This window comes from Marinomonas foliarum (assembly GCF_016906065.1).
GTDB classification, from domain to species: Bacteria; Pseudomonadota; Gammaproteobacteria; order Pseudomonadales; family Marinomonadaceae; genus Marinomonas; species Marinomonas foliarum.
In genome coordinates this window covers 3236708-3255877 of sequence record NZ_CP070273.1, presented here as the reverse complement: position 1 = coordinate 3255877, position 19170 = coordinate 3236708, and the positions used below count along the sequence as shown (strand labels likewise).

Here is a 19170-nt window from a genome sequence, read left to right as displayed (position 1 = left end):
GTTCTAGCTCAACCCCGCTATTTTTTTTAGTGCTTTGCCGAATAGCGGATAGTTGTGCTTAACACCACAATCCAAGTCAATCTCAATATTCTGGCCAGCTAGAGGGTAAAGAATATCGCGCTCGTAGTCGTTCACCTCATCCAGTATTTTATTGATCTTATCGATGGCTTTAATAGCCTGTGTTTTATCTTTTGGGCTGGCTGAGGCACTGATGTCAATTTGTTCATAACTCTCTTTGCGCGCTTGCAACTTGGTGCGGAATTCTCGTAGGTAATCATTCAATACCACGCTCACCGTATCAGGACGATAGCGGTGCATATAAATAAGCGCATTGAATGTGCCTTTCGGGCTGGAGAATAGCCAGTAGATGGGACGTTTTTTGTAGCGTTTTACATGATCGACATAGAAGTCTTTGGCAATGTACTTTTTAATATCTTTGCCGACAGCCTGTTCAACGAAAGCCAAATTCTCTACGAAATTTTCTTCACCAAAAGTCACTTTTAGGAATTGCTTAAAGCGTTCGCTTATATCATCTTCGAACCAGTCACCTTCGAAATCAATCATTGGGATAACGTTATCATCGTCTGGTATAAAACAAGGTTGAGGCACCTGCTTAAGATATTCTTCGAGGGTATCCGCTTGATTAGCCAAGATTAAGCCTTCCTTATCAAGAGAATAGCGCCCGAACATGCAGCCAACGGCATAGCTCATAAACTCAGACATAGTGTCGGCGAGTAGGTGTTTCTTGCGGTCATCTTCTGTACCTTTAACGCCATAGCGGTAGGCAGGGTTGCAAGTTAGGGTGATATCCTCAATTGGTACCTCAGGAAACAGTTCCTCTTGCAGACCATAGGCGTCAATGAAGATGCGATTATTATCTTCCTCCAGCGTTTTAGTTTCATCTATAACTGACTGCCAATAAGCTCGGAGGGCACCATAGCTATTCTCAAGCTTCTCGCCCCAGAAATCAGGTGAGAGCAGTGGACTCGTAGTGAAATCCCAAGAGGTCTCAGACGAATCCCAATCTGCTTTAGCTATGTCTATGAGCTTTGCCACTAAACTTTTGTCAAACGTAATGTTTTTTATAAATGGAAGATTTGAAAGTTCATTGCTAGTAAAGCTTAAAGTTGGTGCCAGTATCTTTAAATAACAATCGGCAACAGATGATAAAAGATACGCTTGAATTATTTCTATATTTTTCTGATTTACAGAAATCGATCTTCCAGTGTCGTCAAAGATAAAGCCATGGTCTTTGTACCTGCACGCAAATCTACCAGAACTAATTTTGTTGTAGGTTAACCCTTGCCTGAAATAGTCACCTTCATTACGAACTGCTGAGCCTGAAAATGCCTTTAACTCACGCCCATTGTCACCCCAATTAACAACCACTTCATTATTTCCATACCAACGACGATACTCACCACCACTGTTACAAGGCACCCACTTTTCTACCCTTAGATCATCACTGGATTTCGCTCCAAATGCAGTCTTACATCGGGCAATTTCAAACCACATACGCTGAAATCTAGGATTGTCTCCCGTAGACAGACCTGCTTTAAAGCTCGCTATTTCGGATATTAAAATATTTTCCGAAAAAACGTCGATTTCCGCTTTTGTTGCCCAGTAAGCTACCGGAGCGCCCGGAATCTTTTGAAATATCTCCGAGCTAGCGGTATAAATGTTTTTACCGGAGCGTACTCCCTCGTTAAAAAGCATCTTTTTTTCAGATTCACTTTCGCCTTTAGTTAAATTAATGAACTTGCCCTGAAATTTTGAACTAGTGCTATTTATGAAAACATACGCAGATGTCGTAACAACTTGCCCAGGAATACTGTCAAAAGCTCGCGCCCCTAAATGAGCCATAGAGCTTAGAGTCATTCGTTGAAAAAGACTCTCTCGAAGATTTGCGAAAGATGACGAAAACATCCATCCTTGCATAGTAATCATTGAAAGAGAACCGCCCCCGCATACCAAGCGAGATGCTCTTTCAATGAACAGTGCATATAGATCTGACACTCCGCGATCCCAACAATTAGGAAACCGCACCTTTGACCAGTTTAATAAACTAGTATTGAACCCCTTACTTCCCATATATGGAGGGTTTGCTACAACCACATGATATTTCTGAAAAAGGTAATCAGCCTGATCTGCAACCCGTAAAACGCGCTTGTGCGTTTCGGTTAAAAACAATTGCCCTGAAACATCCTTAGCCTCCAAGGTAGCCTTTACGTCTTCAGCATTCTTTAAGCTCGGCTGAATTAGCGAACCAAAGTTATCGGCCTCTTCAAATTCTTTGAGCGTGGCTCGCAAGTCTTGTGTGAACAGGTCTCTACCAACAAACTCAATATACTCGTCTAGCTCGTCCTCTTTGAACGTAACGTTTTCTAACCGACAAATATTGGGTTTGATGGGATTACGAAAGAAGCGGCGGCGATTATTGCTATCATCTAGCGGGTTACCTTTTAGCGCCTTCATCGATAAGGCAAAGGCAGCTAGTTCTGCGGCACGCTCATCAATTTCGATACCATAGAGATTTTTGGTCAAAATCAGTTCTGGAATATCGACTGAGTCGTAACCTGCGTCTAGATAGATGGCATAGAGCAAATCATAGGAATAAGTCAGCATATGGCCTGAGCCGCAAGCTGGATCACAGACTTTGATCTCTTCTGGACTAGATATATGGAGAAAGTCAGTCTCAACATCGACAGGCTGCTCTTCACCTTCTTTGGCCGCAGGCGCTATATAATAATCCATCTGCTCGATAACTTTTGAGTTAGGATTATTCAACATCCACAATCGACCCAGAGAGTTTTCGACTAGATAGCGGACAATCCAGTGTGGCGTGAATAACTGGGTAGCCGCAGGAATATTCTCGGGAGTGATTTTTTTGTTGTTTTTTAAACCCTCAAAAACCTTATCTTTTTTCTCGGAGATATAGAACTGATACAACCAGCCAATACACTCAACGGACTCACAAGCTTCTGGCGTCATCGCTTCGCGGGTGTAGGCTAGAATAGAGTTGCCTGACAATAAGTCATCGGGCATTAGCAATTCGGTATAGTCTTCAATGCGTTCGAACAAGTAGGGCATGATACGATGGTAATCGTTACACACCGCCACAATGAGTAAGCGATACGCCTCTGATTGACTGTCACGACTTTTGATGGAGCCGTCTAGCAAACCAAATATCTTGACTCTTGCCGCTTCGTTCACAACACTTTCATCAATATGACCTGCTTTGGCCTCCGCCAAAATCTCTGGCTGAAATTGACCTTCCGCAGGGGAAAGCACTCCGATACGGTTATAGACATTCACATCCATAAACCGCAACGCACAAAAGCGGTTAAACCAGATATAAGCAACTTGCTCGACAAGCTGCTCTTTAGTCTTATCAAGCTCTGCTTCTAATTTAGCAACGACTTGAGGTAGCTCTCGACGCGCAGAACTATCTTCTTTAAGTACCAAATTGAGCTTGCTACTTACCTGTTCAATAAGGCTTCTACGCGCAAACTGTGCGAATTTTTTAAATTTTGCAATTTCCATGAATTCCCAGTATTTTTTTGGCTATTTGGCTATTTGGCTATTTGGTTAAATTGAATAGTCTGTGTCCAAGACAACTTAAGCGGCGCATCGGGGCGATTATTGGTACCAGCAATTTTTTCAATCGTCGTTGTTCTATTGCTCATACCTGTATGATTAATAGTGATAAATCGGCATTCATAAGCTGAAAGAAAATTGTTTTCGTTGAAAAACTCTCTAGCAATTGATTGGCAATATTCAAACGCACATAAAGAGCCTTTGAGTTGCTTCACAATATCATTCAGCTTTGCACCTGTTTTTTTCATCTCAATAAATAACACTTTTTTTCTTTGCTCAGAGAAAATAATATAATCAGCCCTTTTACATTCACCTTGGCTTCCAGCAAATAGTTTTTCATTTGAGAAAGCACGATCAAGGTCAATTACAATAGCATCATCAGGAATACCGCGAATTTCGATCATCGAGTCTTCGACTTGCGGTTCTTTCAAAACTACTTTTTTCTTACCATAATAATCATCAATAGGGATTTTGGCCCTGTCATTAAATAATCGGTTCAAGACTGAAGTATCAGGCACAACTATTCCCCCCAGACAATTTCATCTTGGATTCGGTTCATTTCTTCAATGGTAGAATCAAATGACTGAAGTGAAATTCCTGTTTCAGCGGTTATTTCTGCGGGCACCAAAGTATTACAAGTCGATTTTTTTTTCCGGCCTTCAAGTAGAATTGAGTCTTCTTTCGCCATGTAAACCTTCAAGCGCTCATGACTTAAAAACTCGCCTTCGCTGTAACCTTCACGCTTGGCCAATTCCAACAAATGATCACTTTTCTGATTGAGTAAAATTAGTGTGTTAAGTTCTTTAATAATGAAATCACTATGGGTAGTGATAAACACTTTAATCCCATGATTCACTAACATTGCAAAAAGACGAGCCACTTTACGCTGATTTTCTGGATGAAGGTTTAGTTCTGGTTCATCGACCATAATAACATCCCCTATTTGCGCTTCATGCCTTAAGTAAAAACCTATATCCAGTAAAGATCTAACAGCACTAGAACTTTCGACCAAAGAAAGCTTAACTCTTTGGTTTTTATTGGGAATGTATTGTATTTCACCTTCTTTATTTACCTTGTACTCACCGCCAATAATGTCTTTAAAATGCTCAAGTACTTCTGGGTGTTGTTTTGAAAACATGCTTTCTTTATTGGTGATGCTAGATAGGCCACGAATAAAATCGATATTCTTCTTAACAGGAATTGGGTATTCCGCTTTAAACCCACCTAGTAATTTAGAAAAGCTAAGATGAGAGTCCTTATCGCCCAACATATCAAGCAGACGACTACGCGTGAAATCCAGTTCTTTTTGAAAGATTGCCGCCCCCGTGCGTTCTGCACTGGCAATAAATGGCCTAGGAACCTTATTCTTAAAAACCAGTTCTCTGACAGCTGCACAAATCATGTTTTCAATAAAAGAGCGTGGAGGTAAATCCTCGGAGCTTTTATCTACCAACAAAGATATAGTTAAGTTTTCATCATCTTTTTCGCTGGTCACTTTTAAAAATGTTCTACTGGAAGATCCGGCTTCAAAACTCACGTCATTAGCATTGTAGTCATTAGACTTATCAACTTCGACAGATAATGACGCGCCTTCAAAAAGAGATTCCTTTCCAGCAAACACTTTATCAATATGCTTCGAAAATTGAATTGAGGCTTCTTTTAATATCTTTTTTGCATCCTTTGCAAATAATTCAATAGGAACGGATATAGATCCCTTATCCATCACCTGAGTAACAACGTCACTGGGGATTTCAATCGATAATTGTTTATGCCAATAATCAAGAAAACCGTAAGTGGCGTAGGTGACATAGGTTTTACCTGTGTTGTTTTTACCACAAACAATGGTTAGATCACCCAAGATAAGGTTCGCTTGTTTTATTGCACCTAAGTTTTTAAATGTGATTTTCATAGTATTCTCCTCTGGCCTCCTATGCTTGGACCTTTTTACCACTGGCTATTTCTTGAAGCAGCTGTATTTTAAGGCTCTCAAGGTATTCTTCGATGTCTACTTCATTGGAAATCCAAGGCTTCTGATAAGGGATTTTTAACTGTTTAATACTGATTATTTGAATAGGCGCTGGCTCTTTAACTTGATAAGAAGGCCCAGCTTTCTTTAGCTTGTGTGCGCCCTCATCGGGTTGACCTAAAGGCTCCACTTCTTCAGGCGTTAGATCCGACACTGAATCTAGTATTATTTCTGGCTGATTCAGTGCATCCATCTGCTGAATCAAGGTCGGATAGCCTTGATCCTCAAAGCGTCGAACTTCATCACGGATCATCGCTATCAATGACTGGCCATTAACTTTCGCGACAACCTCTTCGAAGGCTTGAGACAAGTGAGCTTGTTTATCAATATCTAAACTCTGGTATTCCTCAAAGCCTTCCAGCTTAGCTTTAAGCCTTTCAATGGTTTCTAGCGCATAGCTTCGCTCAGCTTCAACCTGATGCTCTATTTTTTGCTGGAGTGATGCGTAATCCGCTTTTAGCTGCTGTATAGCTGCCCCTTTATAAATAGCGGGGTCAACTAACGCTGCTGCCAAATTTTGAGGCTCATCACCTTCGATATATTCCAGATTTGGTTTTTGGCTCTCTAGCAGAGAGTGGGCTTCATCATAGCTATCTTTACCAACTCCCTTCATAAACTTCAGTATCGGATCAATAGTTTTCTCTTTGTAGTCAAACCACTGATCTTCTTGAATGGTTAATTCAGACATAAACCATGTGTAGGGTTTTGATTTAAGGTCTTGTAATGCCACAACGATAGGCGAAAGCGCTCGCATAAATGGATACTGTGATGCTTGAGCTAAACGCTTATCTAGCTCAATCGCTTGATTAGCAAAACCTTCTTGAAGTTCTTTGGCTAACGCTTTTACCTCTGTGGCGTGTGCTACTTTCTCAAAGTAATCGTTGTAAAATTCCTTCACCTTACGAACTTGTGACTGATTGAATTCAATTTGGGGGTCAAGAATTAAATTACCGTGGGACGCTGTGTTCCTTAGCGCTCTGGCGAGTGCTGCATCATCTAGTAAGTTAGTGGATTCCCTTACTTCGACTTTCGCTCGGCCACACAAGTGTGCCAGTGTGCAGAGTACTGCCGCAAAAGACCAGCCGTAGGGCTTGCTTTCAAATTTTTGTAACAGCGTTTTTACCGTAGTTCGAATACCGCCACGGCTATTACTTTGAATGAAGGAGAGCATTTCCTGCTGAGGTTCTGGCAATTGGGCTTCTTCGCCGAATAAGCCTTGTTCAGCTTGAGTCAAAATATCAGAGATTTGTGCTTCGTTGTATTGCGCGCTACGGAGCATTTTCAGGTTTGGATAGGTGTGTTTGATTAGTTCACCAAAGGCTCTGATTATCTTACCTTGGCCGTCTTCACCACTCAATTCAAGTTCCTGACCTGCGACGAAGTACTTCGCTGTGCCGACCAACTTGGACGTTAATGTTTTTAGTTGATCTAAGCGTTCAGAGTTTTGATTCCCTTTTTCAGCTAAAATCCGTTTTATGCTGTCTTGTTGAGTAGTGCGAGTTTCATGAGAGACATATTTTTCAGTTTGTTTGTACAAAATAAGATCGCGTACTAATCTTTCACTTTCTGACAGTACAATACGTAATTCGTCATTAAATACGGTATCTGACCTGTGCTTTTCAAACGCATCACGATGATCATGAAAAGAGGTGATTACATTTATCGCCAGTTCGTATTCACGACCGCTCAAATTGTCATCCAAGCGCTTCGTAAAGGGGTAGTCTTGCCCATTTTCGTCCCAGCGTATTTTTCGTGTTTTTAAAACGTCATCATATATAAGCTTTTCAAGCCCGGTCGCTACGGCGGTATTATCTACCTCGGTATTTTTAATCTCTTGCTCTATGTCTTGCTCTTCATCCGTTAGGTATTCAAAGTAATCGCCATTTCTTTGAATATAGGTTTGCTTTTCAAGCAGGTTTAACGCTTCCTCTACTTGTAGTTTTAGCGAAGGAATATTACGTTCAAAGCTGTCGTACATTAGAACGCATAGATTTCTAACCGTTGGTTTGAATTCTTTGACGTATTTAACAAGGAATAGCGCTTTTAATAAACGAACTGCGAATAGATTATCGAGATTCTGTTCAGCTTTTAGGATCGATTGCTGGGTAGCAGTTTTTAATGCCGTTCGAATGCCTTCGAACATTAGATCAAATGTCGCTAACTCACCAAGCTTATGTCCTTTTATCGTGATAGCCACTTGTTGGAAAACGCCAAGCATTGATCGCTCACCCACTGAACTGTGCTTACCTTCAAAAGCGCTGTGCGTAGATAGATTTTGTATAGCTGATTGAAATAACGTGAATTGATAGGGAACAAAAGGGTAGCACTGAATAAAGTGCTCACGATCTTTGAAATTTCGGTAGGTTGCCGAACCATCAGCAAAATCAAACAATGTTTTGAAATTGTTCTCTTGCTGATGATAAAGGTCGCTCAGCTGTGCAATATATTCTTCGCGCTTTTCTAATAGCCTTAGTTGTATAACTTCGGCAACATCTTGGCTGGTCAATTTCATACGGCTTTTGAAGCGGGCTTGGATTCTAGAAAAATCATTTTCATTCTTTAGGTTTGATTCCCCCAGTACAGAGCGCATATCTTCTTGAGCTGTTACGATAATCCAGGCTTTACCCTCACACTTGGTTGCTAAACTCTCAGCAACAGTCTGGAGATTAGTCATTAATTTTGTGTTGCCACTGACATATTGCCCGACCTCATCCACAAAGAAGTTGAGCCTAAACCCCTCATCCTTTGTATCTACATAGGCTTTCACTTGCTCTGCAAAGTCTTCGATGGATAAACGATAATCTTGTCGGTATTTATCTAGGATGCTGGAAACAGACTGCCCAGTTATTTCCGTATAAGCCTTGTCAATAAAGTCAGCCATGCGCTTGGCTCTAGCACGACCTTTATCCCAGTCCATGCCACTTATGTTCTCGAAAGCGTCTTTGAACGCGTCGAAGTGACCATCTGCATCCAATTCACGCTCAAACTGAGCAATGTAAGCCTGTTTTCCGTAGTAACCGCAGTGTTCATCAAATACTTTTACAAAGACGGCAATAAGTGCATCAATCTCAGTTTTGCTGATCACATCTGCTTTTTGATCAATATTAAACAAAATACTTTCAGAAGGAATTGCTACAGCACGCTTTAAATCGTTCGCAAAAATCCCTCCCTCATTGAGGGGCTGTTTCTCTAGAAACACATCTAGCGGAGCTATATCTTCTATTAGTTTGTTTTCTAAAAGCAGTGCAAGCATCTTTAGTAAATGAGATTTACCAGAACCAAAGAAGCCAGATACCCACACGCCATTTGCGCCTTGGTAATTAAGGTATGCATCAAGGAAAAGATCGAGCTGCTTGGCCACTTCATTGGTGATAACGTACTCATCAAGCTCGATATACAGTGACACATCATCATCAGCCTTAATAACGCCCTCTATGGGGCGGTCTACGGCTTTTACGAATAGGTTTTCTAATTGCATATTTATCCCTTCAATTCACTCTGTGTCTTACACTGCTCGATCTAATATATTGAATGCTCTGTAATACTTGTCATCTTGTAGATTCCCAAATAGAACCAGCGACGCACCACTCTCAAGTGAATGCTGATACTCACCCGGAAAAAACATCAACGTAGGCTTATCTTTCGCCTTTTTTTGCAAATTGTTCAAAACATTATGAGACCTAATATAGGGGAACACTTCGCCGATACCTGTTAGTAGCATGACCTCATACTGGTCAGCGTCCATCCTTTGCGCGATTTCTGGGGTTATGACTGTTTCAACATCAAGAATGCCTTGGAGTTCTTCTCTAAGTCTTTCTCGTGACATTGTCGACTCATTTTCCAAAATCCAATCCCAGTCCCCCTCATGCTTAAGTAGCTCAATCACCAAGTCGTAAAGGTTGATTTCAAGCACTTTTATCTGTTTGCCTTCTAGGTCATTCCGAAGCTGTTTTGTTAACTGAGTAATATCTTTCTGAATAGATGTCTCGTAAGGGCAAATATGAAAAGGAACTTCATTGTTTAGTCCCTCATTCCCCAAAAACGCACGACTAGAAATAACCTTCATCAAATGCTCTTGGCACTCTTGAAGGTTTCTAGCGTTTATCGTTGTGTGCTTTAACGTTTTCATCGCGTTTTCTTCCCCAGACCAGTATCTCAATTCAGTATTATGTCTCTTATCCAATACCGGGATAGAGCCTTAGTTCATCTGATGATGCTTGAAGTACTTTTATCAACTTTTTATCAATTTTTTGAGGCTGTAATTCGTTGCTATGATCAATGAGTCCACACTCTTTTATCATTTTGAAAAATACTTGCCGAGCCTTAACCTTGGTTTGTTTTGAAGCAGAATCCAAATTATCATGCCATTCTGCTTTAGCATTAAAAAATGCATTATAGTCTTCATAAGTTAACAAAAAGCGTGCCGTCTCATATTGAGGAATGATCACCTCGATGGTGAAATCATAAAAAAATTTGTAATATCGGCATATCGCTAACCAAACCATTGCCTTCGTCTGTACTTCAGTGCCCTCTGAAAGCAGACTGAGCTGTTCATCCGAAAGAAGTTTTAATCTTTTCGAGACCTCACTATAAAGCTTTTTTGAGGTACTCGCGGTTCGAGTCTGAAAAATATTATTTTCTAAAACTCTGTCACGTACATCAGACCAATCACGAAGTTCAACATATAAATCAGCGACCAAAACTGATTCATGAATCAGCGCTGCACCAGTTGTAAAACTTAAAGAGTATTTCGGCATGCTCACTATTCAACCAACCTAATAAGACCAGTTTTCTGATCATTTCTTAACTTTCTGTTCATCGATCCTCTTTTCAACATCAACACTCTTAAAACGCCAGCTTCCACCCACCTTGAGGTAGCCAGCAATCTCTTTTAAGGTAAAAATTTCATCATTTATAGCTCAACTCACTTAAGACCATTTTTTGCCAAGACATGAGACCACTGGTCAGAGTATGAAAAAACTGAGGGGATATCAAGAATTTAGAAAAATCGTAAAATTACATCTAAATAATAAAGCATTAAACTAACTTACTACTCTCAAAACACTATAAACGTAAACTGAATTAGTAATACGATAGAGGTCATTTATTTTACTAATTATAAGAGACATGGGACAAAAATGGGCCAAAAGTGGGACAGAAATGGGCCAAAATCAGATACAAAAAAGCCGAACACTGGGTTCGGCTTTCGTAACTTACTGAGTAGTAAGTATAAATTTTGGTAGGACTAAGCAGATTCGAACTGCTGACCTCTACCATGTCAAGGTAGCGCTCTAACCAACTGAGCTATAGTCCTAAAAAGTGTTGGCTATTATACGCAGAGGTTTGCTTTTGACAAGCCTTCGTTGATATTTTTTGAAGCCTTTGTTTTAAAACCATTATTCGACAACAGGGACAAGCAGTTCGTGACCAATGACTTCGTCGATTAATCCGTACGGTACTTTATATTTTTTGTCTTTGAATCTTACCAACGCGTAGTCATAGCACATTTCAATCACGGTGCAGTTTACGATGACGCCGTTGTCGATAACGCGAACTATGTTGTAATTCCTTAAGGTAATCGCCACTCTTATCTCCTCCCTTTTATCATTCACCAACGTCTTTTAGTTTTTTCTGTAACTGACGAATTTGGTCACGGTAGCCTGCTGCCAGTTCGAATTTTAGCTCTTCTGATGCCTGCATCATTTCTTTCTGCAATTGGATCATGGCTTTACGCACTTGAGCCACGTCTTCCATGCTTTCCACTTGGTAATCTTTGGCGGTTTCAGCAACTTTTTTCGTTTTGTTACCACGTTTACCTGCACCAGGGTTGTACGCTCCTTCCATGATATCTTCGACAGATTTCGTAATACCTGTTGGTGTAATACCATGCTCTTCGTTGTGGGCTTGCTGTTTTTCTCGACGTCGATTCGTTTCACTAATCGCCCGATCCATTGAACCCGTAATACGGTCTGCGTATAAAATAGCTTTACCGTTAACATTACGAGCAGCACGACCAATGGTTTGAATAAGTGATTTTTCCGAGCGTAAGAAGCCTTCTTTATCAGCATCAAGAATCGCCACTAAGCTCACTTCAGGTATATCCAAACCTTCTCGTAATAAGTTGATACCGACGAGAACATCAAACTCGCCAAGACGTAAATCTCGAATTATCTCAACACGTTCAACGGTATCAATGTCCGAATGTAAATAACGTACTCGAACACCATGGTCACTTAGGTAATCGCTTAAATCTTCTGCCATACGTTTTGTCAGAGTTGTCACCAATACGCGCTCACCAAGAGGTAGTCGTAAGTTTATCTCTGACAATAAATCGTCCACCTGAGTCGCCACTGGTCGAACTTCTAAAGTTGGATCTATCAAGCCAGTCGGACGCACAATCTGCTCGACTACCCAGTCCTGATGCTCTTCTTCGTATTTTCCAGGCGTGGCTGAGACAAAAATGGTCTGCGGTTTAATCTGTTCCCACTCTTCAAATCGCATAGGACGGTTATCAAGAGCTGAAGGCAAACGGAAGCCATATTCAACAAGGTTCTCTTTACGTGATCTGTCACCTTTGTACATGGCGCCAATCTGCGACACGGTAACGTGGGATTCATCGATAACGAGCAGAGCATTCGCTGGTAAATAATCAAATAACGTTGGGGGTGGTGAACCTTCTTCTCGGCCCGATAAGTAGCGCGAATAGTTTTCGATGCCGTTGCAGTAGCCAAGCTCTTGCATCATTTCTAGATCGTATCGCGTACGCTGATCAAGACGCTGCATTTCCACTAATTTGTTCAGTGATTTTAGCTGTTCAAGGCGCTGATCCAACTCCACTTTAATACGCTCAATCGCCGCTTGCACGGTTTCTTTTGGCGTCACGTAGTGAGTTTTCGGGTAAATCGTCACTCGAGGCACTTTGCGAATGGTTTTGTTGGTAAGAGGATCGATCATCGACAAGGCTTCAATTTCATCATCAAACAATTCGATACGAATTGCAGTATCTTCCGAGTCTGCAGGAAAAACCTCAATCACATCGCCACGAACACGGAAATTACCACGCTCTAGTACCAAATCGTTGCGACTGTATTGCAGTTCAGCCAAACGACGCAATACATCGCGTTGATCAATGCGATCACCACGATCAAGGTGCAGCATCATTTTTAAATAAGATTGCGGATCACCCAAACCATAAATCGCCGACACGGTGGCAACGATAATAACGTCTTCACGCTCTAATAAGGCTTTAGTCGCCGATAGGCGCATTTGCTCTATATGCTCGTTGACCGACGCGTCTTTCTCAATAAAAGTATCAGATGCAGCAACGTAGGCTTCTGGCTGGTAATAATCGTAGTAGGAAACAAAATACTCTACGGCATTATTGGGGAAGAACTCTTTAAATTCGCCATAAAGCTGTGCCGCCAAGGTTTTGTTATGCGCCATTACAATGGTTGGGCGCTTCACTTGAGAAATCACATTGGCAATGGTGTAGGTTTTACCTGAACCTGTAACACCAAGCAGTGTTTGATGTGCTAAACCAGCTTCTACGCCACTCACAAGTTTCTCAATGGCTTTAGGCTGATCGCCTGCGGGTGAATAAGATGAAACAACCTGAAACTCGTGCGACACGGATATCTTCCCTTAGCTTTACAATCGACTCAATAGATTAACAAATTTTGCTTAAGGCGTCCGATGTTTACGCCTTTATTCTTATTCCTTTAAAACAAAAAAGAACATAAAAAAAGAAAACAACAGAGATTCGCCTTTACCATCAAAGCCACCATATATAACATAAGGAAATATTCATATTCCTAATAGACACCAGATGGATTCTTGTATTTTTATGCCGCCTTTTTCTGCATCTATCCTGAGAACGCCTCATGAATAAGCTTGAAAAATATTTGCCTGCTATGGCTTGGATCAAAGAGTATTCGACAGATAAGCTGCAAGCCGATGCCATGGCCAGTTTTATTGCCACTATACTGCTGATTCCGCAAAGTATGGGTTATGCCTTGTTAGCAGGGCTGCCCGCTGTAGTGGGTTTATACGCAGGCATCATCCCTTCTATTTTGTATTCCCTATTCGGTACTAGCCGCACTCTCGCCGTTGGCCCTGTCGCCATAACATCCATGATGACAGCAACGATACTGGCACCATTCGCCATAGCTGGAAGCCAGCATTATGTGGCGATTGCAATAATGCTGGCATTTTTGTCTGGTGTATTTTTGATATTAATGAGCCTTTTAAAAATGGGCTTTTTATCCAACCTACTCAGCCACCCAGTTATCTCTGGCTTCATTAGCGCCTCAGCCATCTTGATTGCTGTTGGACAGTTCAAACATTTAATAGGTGTTCAAGCTCAAGGCAACAACCTAATCGAGCTTGGTAAAAGCATGATCTTGCATATTAATGACATTAATCTCCCCACCGTGATTTTAAGCATTATCTCTATCTTTTCCTTACTTCTATTCAAGCGCCACCTAACGCCTATGTTAAGTAAACTTGGCCTATCAGAGAGCACATCTAATATGCTTGGCAAGTCTGGTCCGGTCATTGTAGTTATAACAACCACCAGCTGCGTTGGCGCCTTCTCACTCGATTCGTTAGGCATCAAAATCGTCGGAGATATTAATAACCACTTACCCATTATTCCTGTCGAATATTTCACCTTAGACAATATGATTGACCTGCTACCTGGGGCGTTTTTAATAAGCATCGTAGGCTTCGTCGGCTCTGTTTCGGTAGCCCAATCCTTTGCAGCAAAACGCAAACAAAATATCAACCCAAACCAAGAACTTGTCGGATTAGGTTTAGCAAATTTAGGGGCGGCATTCAGTGGTTCGTTTCCTGTGACAGGCGGTTTTTCACGCTCAGTCGTCAACGTTAGTGCGGGGGCGACAACCCCAATGGCGGGGATATTAACAGGGCTACTCATGCTTTTTACCCTGCTGTTTTTAACACCGCTGTTTTATTACCTACCAACAGCCGTATTAGCAAGCTGTATCATCACTTCTATTTTGCAACTTATCGATTTTAAAGAGTTTACTCGGTTATATCATTTTTCTAAACAGGAAGCCGTGGGGCTATTGGCCACTTTCTTTGTTGTACTCTTTATCAGTATGGAGACAGGAATAATCGTTGGCGTTTCTTTGTCGCTACTGTTTTTTCTTTGGCATACCAGCCACCCACATATTGCTGTAGTCGGTCGCCTTCCGGGAACAGAGCATTTTCGTAACGTTAAGCGCTTTGATGTAGAAACAACACCAAGCGTTATAACCGTTCGTATCGATGAAAATCTATTCTTTGCGAATGCAAGAGTACTAGAAGACTATGTCTTAACCCTTGTATCTCAGCACAACGACATTAAGCATTTAATTCTTATGTGTAATGCCGTTAATATGATTGATGCTAGTGCATTGGCAAGCCTAGAAGCCATAGATGATAGATTAAAATCAGCGGGAGTTACCTTGCATTTCTCTGAAATAAAAGGCCCCGTCATGGATAAACTGACAGGCTCAAGTTTAATCAAAAACCTAAGTGGACAAGTTTTTTTGACCCAGCATCAGGCGACAAAATCCCTAACAACAAAATAAGCGGACCTCAATCCGCTTATTTTTCGGTATTAATAATGCTCCGAACTATTTATCTGAATCACCATCAGCTGTAGCGACTTGCAGTAACTCTCGATTGCGGTTCAATAGCACACCACCAATCCCTTTTACATTAGATAACTGATCAACAGATTCAAAGCGGCCATTTGCTTCTCTGTAAGCAACAATCGCCTCTGCTTTCTTAGTGCCAACACCAGACATCACAGCGGTCAGCTGTGCTGCAGTTGCTGTATTAATATCTAAAGGCGTAGCGGCAAAAAGTGAGAAAGGTGCAAGCACCAATGAAATAACCAGAAGTGTACGGGACACAAAAATACGGAAGGTACGATTAAGATTCGTCATATTAAATTCCTTTTAAACTCTTTTAATAAAAAAGCGGCATCTTGCCAATAAAAAACCACTTATCGAATCAGCGACTAAGCCAAAACAAGTAAGTGGTTTTTAGAGTAAAAGCTTTTTAATTAGACTTCAACTGTTAACACATCAATTTAAACTATCACACCTAAATCTGTATTAGCTTGGGTCAACACAGCAATAGGGTCACTCGCCTGAGTAATAGGACGCCCCATTACAAGGTAATGGCTCCCAGCTGCCATTGCTTCTGCTGGTGTCATGATACGTTTCTGATCGCCTTGATCAGAACCATTAGGTCGAATGCCTGGCGTAACTAGCACAAAGTCTTTGCCTAGGTCAGCAGATAACATACTAGACTCTTGTGCAGAGCAAACAACACCGTCCATGCCGGAAGACTGAGCCAATGCGGCAAGGCGTTTAACATGTTGTTCTGGCGTGGCATCTACACCAATCTCTACAAGGTCAGATTGATCCATGCTAGTCAGCACTGTCACGGCAATTAACAAGGTTTTATTATCTGGCAATTGCTGCAACGCATTAGCAGAAGCCTCCATCATTCGTCGACCGCCAGAGGCGTGTACATTCACCATCCACACTCCTGCTCTCGCCGCCACACTAACCGCATTCGCTACTGTATTGGGAATATCATGAAATTTCAGATCTAAAAATATGTCAAAGCCCAGTTTGTGTAACTCATCTAAAATAACAGGACCTGATGTTGTGAACAGCTCTTTGCCGACTTTTACTCGACATTGCTTTGGATCTAGTCGTTTCGCCATCTCGATTGATTGCGCCATGGTTGGGTAATCTAGGGCAACCACAATAGGGGATTGGCAGCTCATTCAGTGTCCTCTTTTTTCAGTTTATCAATATTTCAGTGTTATCTATGTCAGTCGCGCCTAAATACAAATGCTGCGCTCTACTCGCCTTCTAAACCATGAATTGGTTTAACCACACCCCAGTTTTTACAACTTGGACATTGCCAATGTAATTGGTGCCCTGGGAAGCCGCACTGGCGGCATTGGTATTTAGGTTTTACTTGTACTAGCTGGTCAATAAGCTCAAATAGTACAACTAGGTGTTGCTGGTTATAGCCATGAGAATCGGCGAGTTGCAGGCTAATTAATTCCTTAAAGCCTTTAATAGTTGGGTGCAGTCTAAGCTGCTCGACCAAAAACATTTCAGCATAATCTTTATCTGTTTCCATGTAATGCTGCACAAGCGCCATAATCAATGCAGTAGACGGCTTTTTCTGGTTTTGCTCTTGCAAAAACTTAATGTAACCGCCGCTTCCCCAGACCTTCTGGTAGCACTCTTTTAACTTAGGAATAATAATCGAAATAAATTCAGGGTCCTGATCCGCTGCGTGCTTTAGCTCCTTGATCGCATCGCGATAACGGCCTTGGCTATTCAATACGTCAGCCGCCCCTATACTGGCTCGGATACAGCTAGAATCTACATCTAGCGCTTTCTTGTAATGTTGAAAAGCGGGTTTCCATTGCTCTTTCTTCTGTAGCTCTTGCGCCATTTCACAGTGGAAATGTGCCAAGCGCTTAATTTCTTTTTTATTAGGGCTTTCTTTTATTAGCTCAAGTCCAATCTGGATCGCTTTGTCCCAGCTCTGTTCGAATTCGTACAGATCAACCAACAGGGCCAGTATCTTTGGCTGAAATTCACTTTTTCGTGACGTGGATGCCATATTCAACAGTAAACGACCCGCCCTATCGAGCAACCCTGCAGACATAAAATCGCTTGCTAGCTCTAGCTGCACCATACGCATTTCGCGTTGAGATATTTCAGGGCGCGCCAATAAGCTTTGATGAATATTAATCGCCTTTTGTATTTCCCCCTTTTTACGGAACAAATTCCCTAATGTAAGGTGAATATCAAAAGTATCAGAATTGACTTCTAAGGAATCAACAAAGGCGTCAATGGCTTCGGAATGTTGATCATTAAGCAGGTGATTCAGACCGCGAAAGTAGTCTGTTGGAATATTCTTTTTAGCTTGCTTATTTTTTTTAGTCGGACTTTTTCGCCCCATTGCCCAGCCAACAAAGAGCGCGACAAAAAGAACCAGAAACAATCCTATTTCGGTCAACGCAATTACTCCTTCCCTACAGAAAGCTCTTTAGTAATAGAAGCTTTACGTAAGGCATCTACTTCATCACGCGCTTTTTCGTATCGACGAGTCAATACTCTGATTTGACGCTCACTGCGTAAATAAGCAACTGAACTCACAAATAGAGCCACACACGCTCCAGCAGTGAAAGACAAAATAGTATAGAGAGCAACACTCAGCTCTGGGCCTTGCCAAAAGACAAGGTCAAGATGAATCAATTGCGGGTTACGGATGGCAAAAAACACGCCGACAGCGAGAAAAAAAGTAACAAGAACGATGTAAATAACTCTTTTCAGCCACTTAAGCATAAAACAACCTACCAACAATAGAATGGCGATATTATGCCGTGATAGCTCAAAGATTTCGAGGCATAAGATGTAAATTAGTTAAGTTCGTTTATCTCATCACCTTCGGGTAAGTTGACCAACTCTCTCAACTCTTTACCCGGTTTAAAATGCGGCACATACTTCGCACTTAGATCAACAGACTCACCCGTTTTAGGGTTTCTGCCAATTCTAGGTGCTCGATAATGTAAAGAAAAACTACCAAAGCCTCTTATCTCTATGCGCTCACCATTTGCCAAAGAATCAGACATATGTTCAAGCATCGCCTTGATTGCTTGCTCAACATCTTTCACTGGCAAATGAGATTGCTGATCGATTAGTAGCTCTATCAGCTCAGATTTTGTCATTACTGTCCTCGCGACTATAATTTGATCACACTGTAAGACTAGCTAAATTCAGAAAGAAAGCAATAAGTTAACGTATTTTAAGGCTGTTTTTACGTATTTAATTCCTAAGAAATAGAGAATATTACGAATGGACAGCTTCCACAACTAGCATAGAAGCTGCCTAGCTTTTATAATATCGCCAATATTTACCACATTGGAAGAAATAAAATGAGCTATAACAAGATCCCTGCTGGCAAAGATGCTCCAAACGACATCAACGTAATCATTGAAATTCCAGCTCAAGCGAACCCTGTAAAATACGAAGTGGACCATGACATGGACGCGCTTGTTGTTGATCGCTTCATGACGGCACCAATGTTTTACCCTGCAAACTACGGTTATGTGAACAACACATTGGCTGACGACGGCGACCCAGTTGACGTTCTAGTTATCACACCTTACCCAGTTGTTCCTGGCTCTGTTATTCGTTGCCGCCCTGTTGGCGTATTGAACATGTCTGACGAAGCAGGCATGGACGCAAAATTGGTTGCCGTTCCTCACGAAAAACTAAGCAAAGAATACGGTCATATCCAAGATGTGAACGACATTCCACAATTGCTACGTGATCAGATCGAACATTTCTTCGAAAACTACAAAACCCTTGAAAAAGGCAAGTGGGTAAAAGTAGAAGGTTGGGCGAACGCCGAAGAAGCGAAAAAAGCCATCGTTGAAGGCGTAGAAGCATACAACGCTCAGTAATTCGTTTATTCTAAACGCTTTATTGTAGGCATAA

15 protein-coding genes and 1 tRNA gene are annotated in these 19170 nt (G+C 41.5%); 2 read left to right on the top strand and 14 right to left on the bottom strand.

Annotated features, from left to right (window positions below; translation table 11 throughout):
* Positions 1 to 3 precede the first annotated feature (3 nt).
* The 9 genes from pglX to uvrB form a co-directional block, all read right to left on the bottom strand.
* The gene (pglX, locus tag JSY38_RS15150) at positions 4 to 3543 is read right to left on the bottom strand and encodes a BREX-1 system adenine-specific DNA-methyltransferase PglX (RefSeq protein ID WP_205113932.1); all 3540 of its coding nucleotides are present in this window, start codon (positions 3541 to 3543) and stop codon (positions 4 to 6) included.
* 29 nt (positions 3544 to 3572) lie between these two features.
* Entirely contained in the window at positions 3573 to 4115 is a 543-nt protein-coding gene (locus JSY38_RS15145; RefSeq protein WP_205113930.1) for a PDDEXK family nuclease, read from the bottom strand.
* A 2-nt stretch (positions 4116 to 4117) separates the two neighbouring features.
* Positions 4118 to 5506: an AAA family ATPase gene (locus tag JSY38_RS15140; protein ID WP_205113928.1), complete on the bottom strand. Its 1389-nt coding sequence runs from the start codon at positions 5504 to 5506 to the stop codon at positions 4118 to 4120.
* 19 nt (positions 5507 to 5525) lie between these two features.
* Positions 5526 to 9101 (bottom strand): BREX system P-loop protein BrxC, encoded by a 3576-nt coding sequence (brxC, locus tag JSY38_RS15135; protein WP_205113926.1) that lies wholly within the window; start codon positions 9099 to 9101, stop codon positions 5526 to 5528.
* Positions 9102 to 9128: 27 nt separating this feature from the next.
* Positions 9129 to 9752 carry a DUF1788 domain-containing protein gene (locus tag JSY38_RS15130; protein WP_205113924.1) on the bottom strand — a complete coding sequence of 208 codons (624 nt, stop codon included), beginning with the start codon at positions 9750 to 9752 and terminating at the stop codon, positions 9129 to 9131.
* Between the two features lie 46 nt (positions 9753 to 9798).
* Positions 9799 to 10380 (bottom strand): DUF1819 family protein, encoded by a 582-nt coding sequence (locus JSY38_RS15125; protein WP_205113921.1) that lies wholly within the window; start codon positions 10378 to 10380, stop codon positions 9799 to 9801.
* A 480-nt stretch (positions 10381 to 10860) separates the two neighbouring features.
* A tRNA-Val gene (locus tag JSY38_RS15120) sits at positions 10861 to 10937 on the bottom strand.
* 82 nt (positions 10938 to 11019) lie between these two features.
* The gene (locus JSY38_RS15115; protein WP_114412775.1) at positions 11020 to 11208 is read right to left on the bottom strand and encodes a hypothetical protein; all 189 of its coding nucleotides are present in this window, start codon (positions 11206 to 11208) and stop codon (positions 11020 to 11022) included.
* A 19-nt stretch (positions 11209 to 11227) separates the two neighbouring features.
* Positions 11228 to 13252, bottom strand: coding sequence for an excinuclease ABC subunit UvrB (gene uvrB / locus JSY38_RS15110; RefSeq protein WP_205113919.1), 2025 nt, complete (start codon positions 13250 to 13252; stop codon positions 11228 to 11230).
* A 251-nt stretch (positions 13253 to 13503) separates the two neighbouring features.
* Between uvrB and JSY38_RS15105 the strand changes: the two genes are divergently transcribed.
* Positions 13504 to 15216: a SulP family inorganic anion transporter gene (locus JSY38_RS15105; RefSeq protein ID WP_205113917.1), complete on the top strand. Its 1713-nt coding sequence runs from the start codon at positions 13504 to 13506 to the stop codon at positions 15214 to 15216.
* A 45-nt stretch (positions 15217 to 15261) separates the two neighbouring features.
* On the opposite strand, the gene JSY38_RS15100 is transcribed toward JSY38_RS15105, so the two are convergent.
* The 5 genes from JSY38_RS15100 to ihfB form a co-directional block, all read right to left on the bottom strand.
* Positions 15262 to 15576 (bottom strand): ComEA family DNA-binding protein, encoded by a 315-nt coding sequence (locus JSY38_RS15100; protein ID WP_114412761.1) that lies wholly within the window; start codon positions 15574 to 15576, stop codon positions 15262 to 15264.
* A gap of 146 nt (positions 15577 to 15722) precedes the next feature.
* Positions 15723 to 16430 carry an orotidine-5'-phosphate decarboxylase gene (gene pyrF, locus JSY38_RS15095; RefSeq protein WP_114412762.1) on the bottom strand — a complete coding sequence of 236 codons (708 nt, stop codon included), beginning with the start codon at positions 16428 to 16430 and terminating at the stop codon, positions 15723 to 15725.
* Between the two features lie 77 nt (positions 16431 to 16507).
* Positions 16508 to 17686 (bottom strand): lipopolysaccharide assembly protein LapB, encoded by a 1179-nt coding sequence (gene lapB, locus JSY38_RS15090; protein WP_114412763.1) that lies wholly within the window; start codon positions 17684 to 17686, stop codon positions 16508 to 16510.
* Between the two features lie 5 nt (positions 17687 to 17691).
* A complete protein-coding gene (locus JSY38_RS15085) occupies positions 17692 to 18015 on the bottom strand; it encodes a lipopolysaccharide assembly protein LapA domain-containing protein (protein ID WP_114412764.1) in 324 nt (107 codons plus the stop codon).
* A 74-nt stretch (positions 18016 to 18089) separates the two neighbouring features.
* Positions 18090 to 18398, bottom strand: a complete 309-nt coding sequence (gene ihfB, locus JSY38_RS15080; RefSeq protein ID WP_205113915.1) for an integration host factor subunit beta — start codon at positions 18396 to 18398, stop codon at positions 18090 to 18092.
* 207 nt (positions 18399 to 18605) lie between these two features.
* Here ihfB and ppa point away from each other — a divergent pair, with 207 nt between their 5' ends.
* Positions 18606 to 19136: an inorganic diphosphatase gene (gene ppa, locus JSY38_RS15075; protein ID WP_114412766.1), complete on the top strand. Its 531-nt coding sequence runs from the start codon at positions 18606 to 18608 to the stop codon at positions 19134 to 19136.
* The last annotated feature ends 34 nt before the right edge of the window (positions 19137 to 19170 follow it).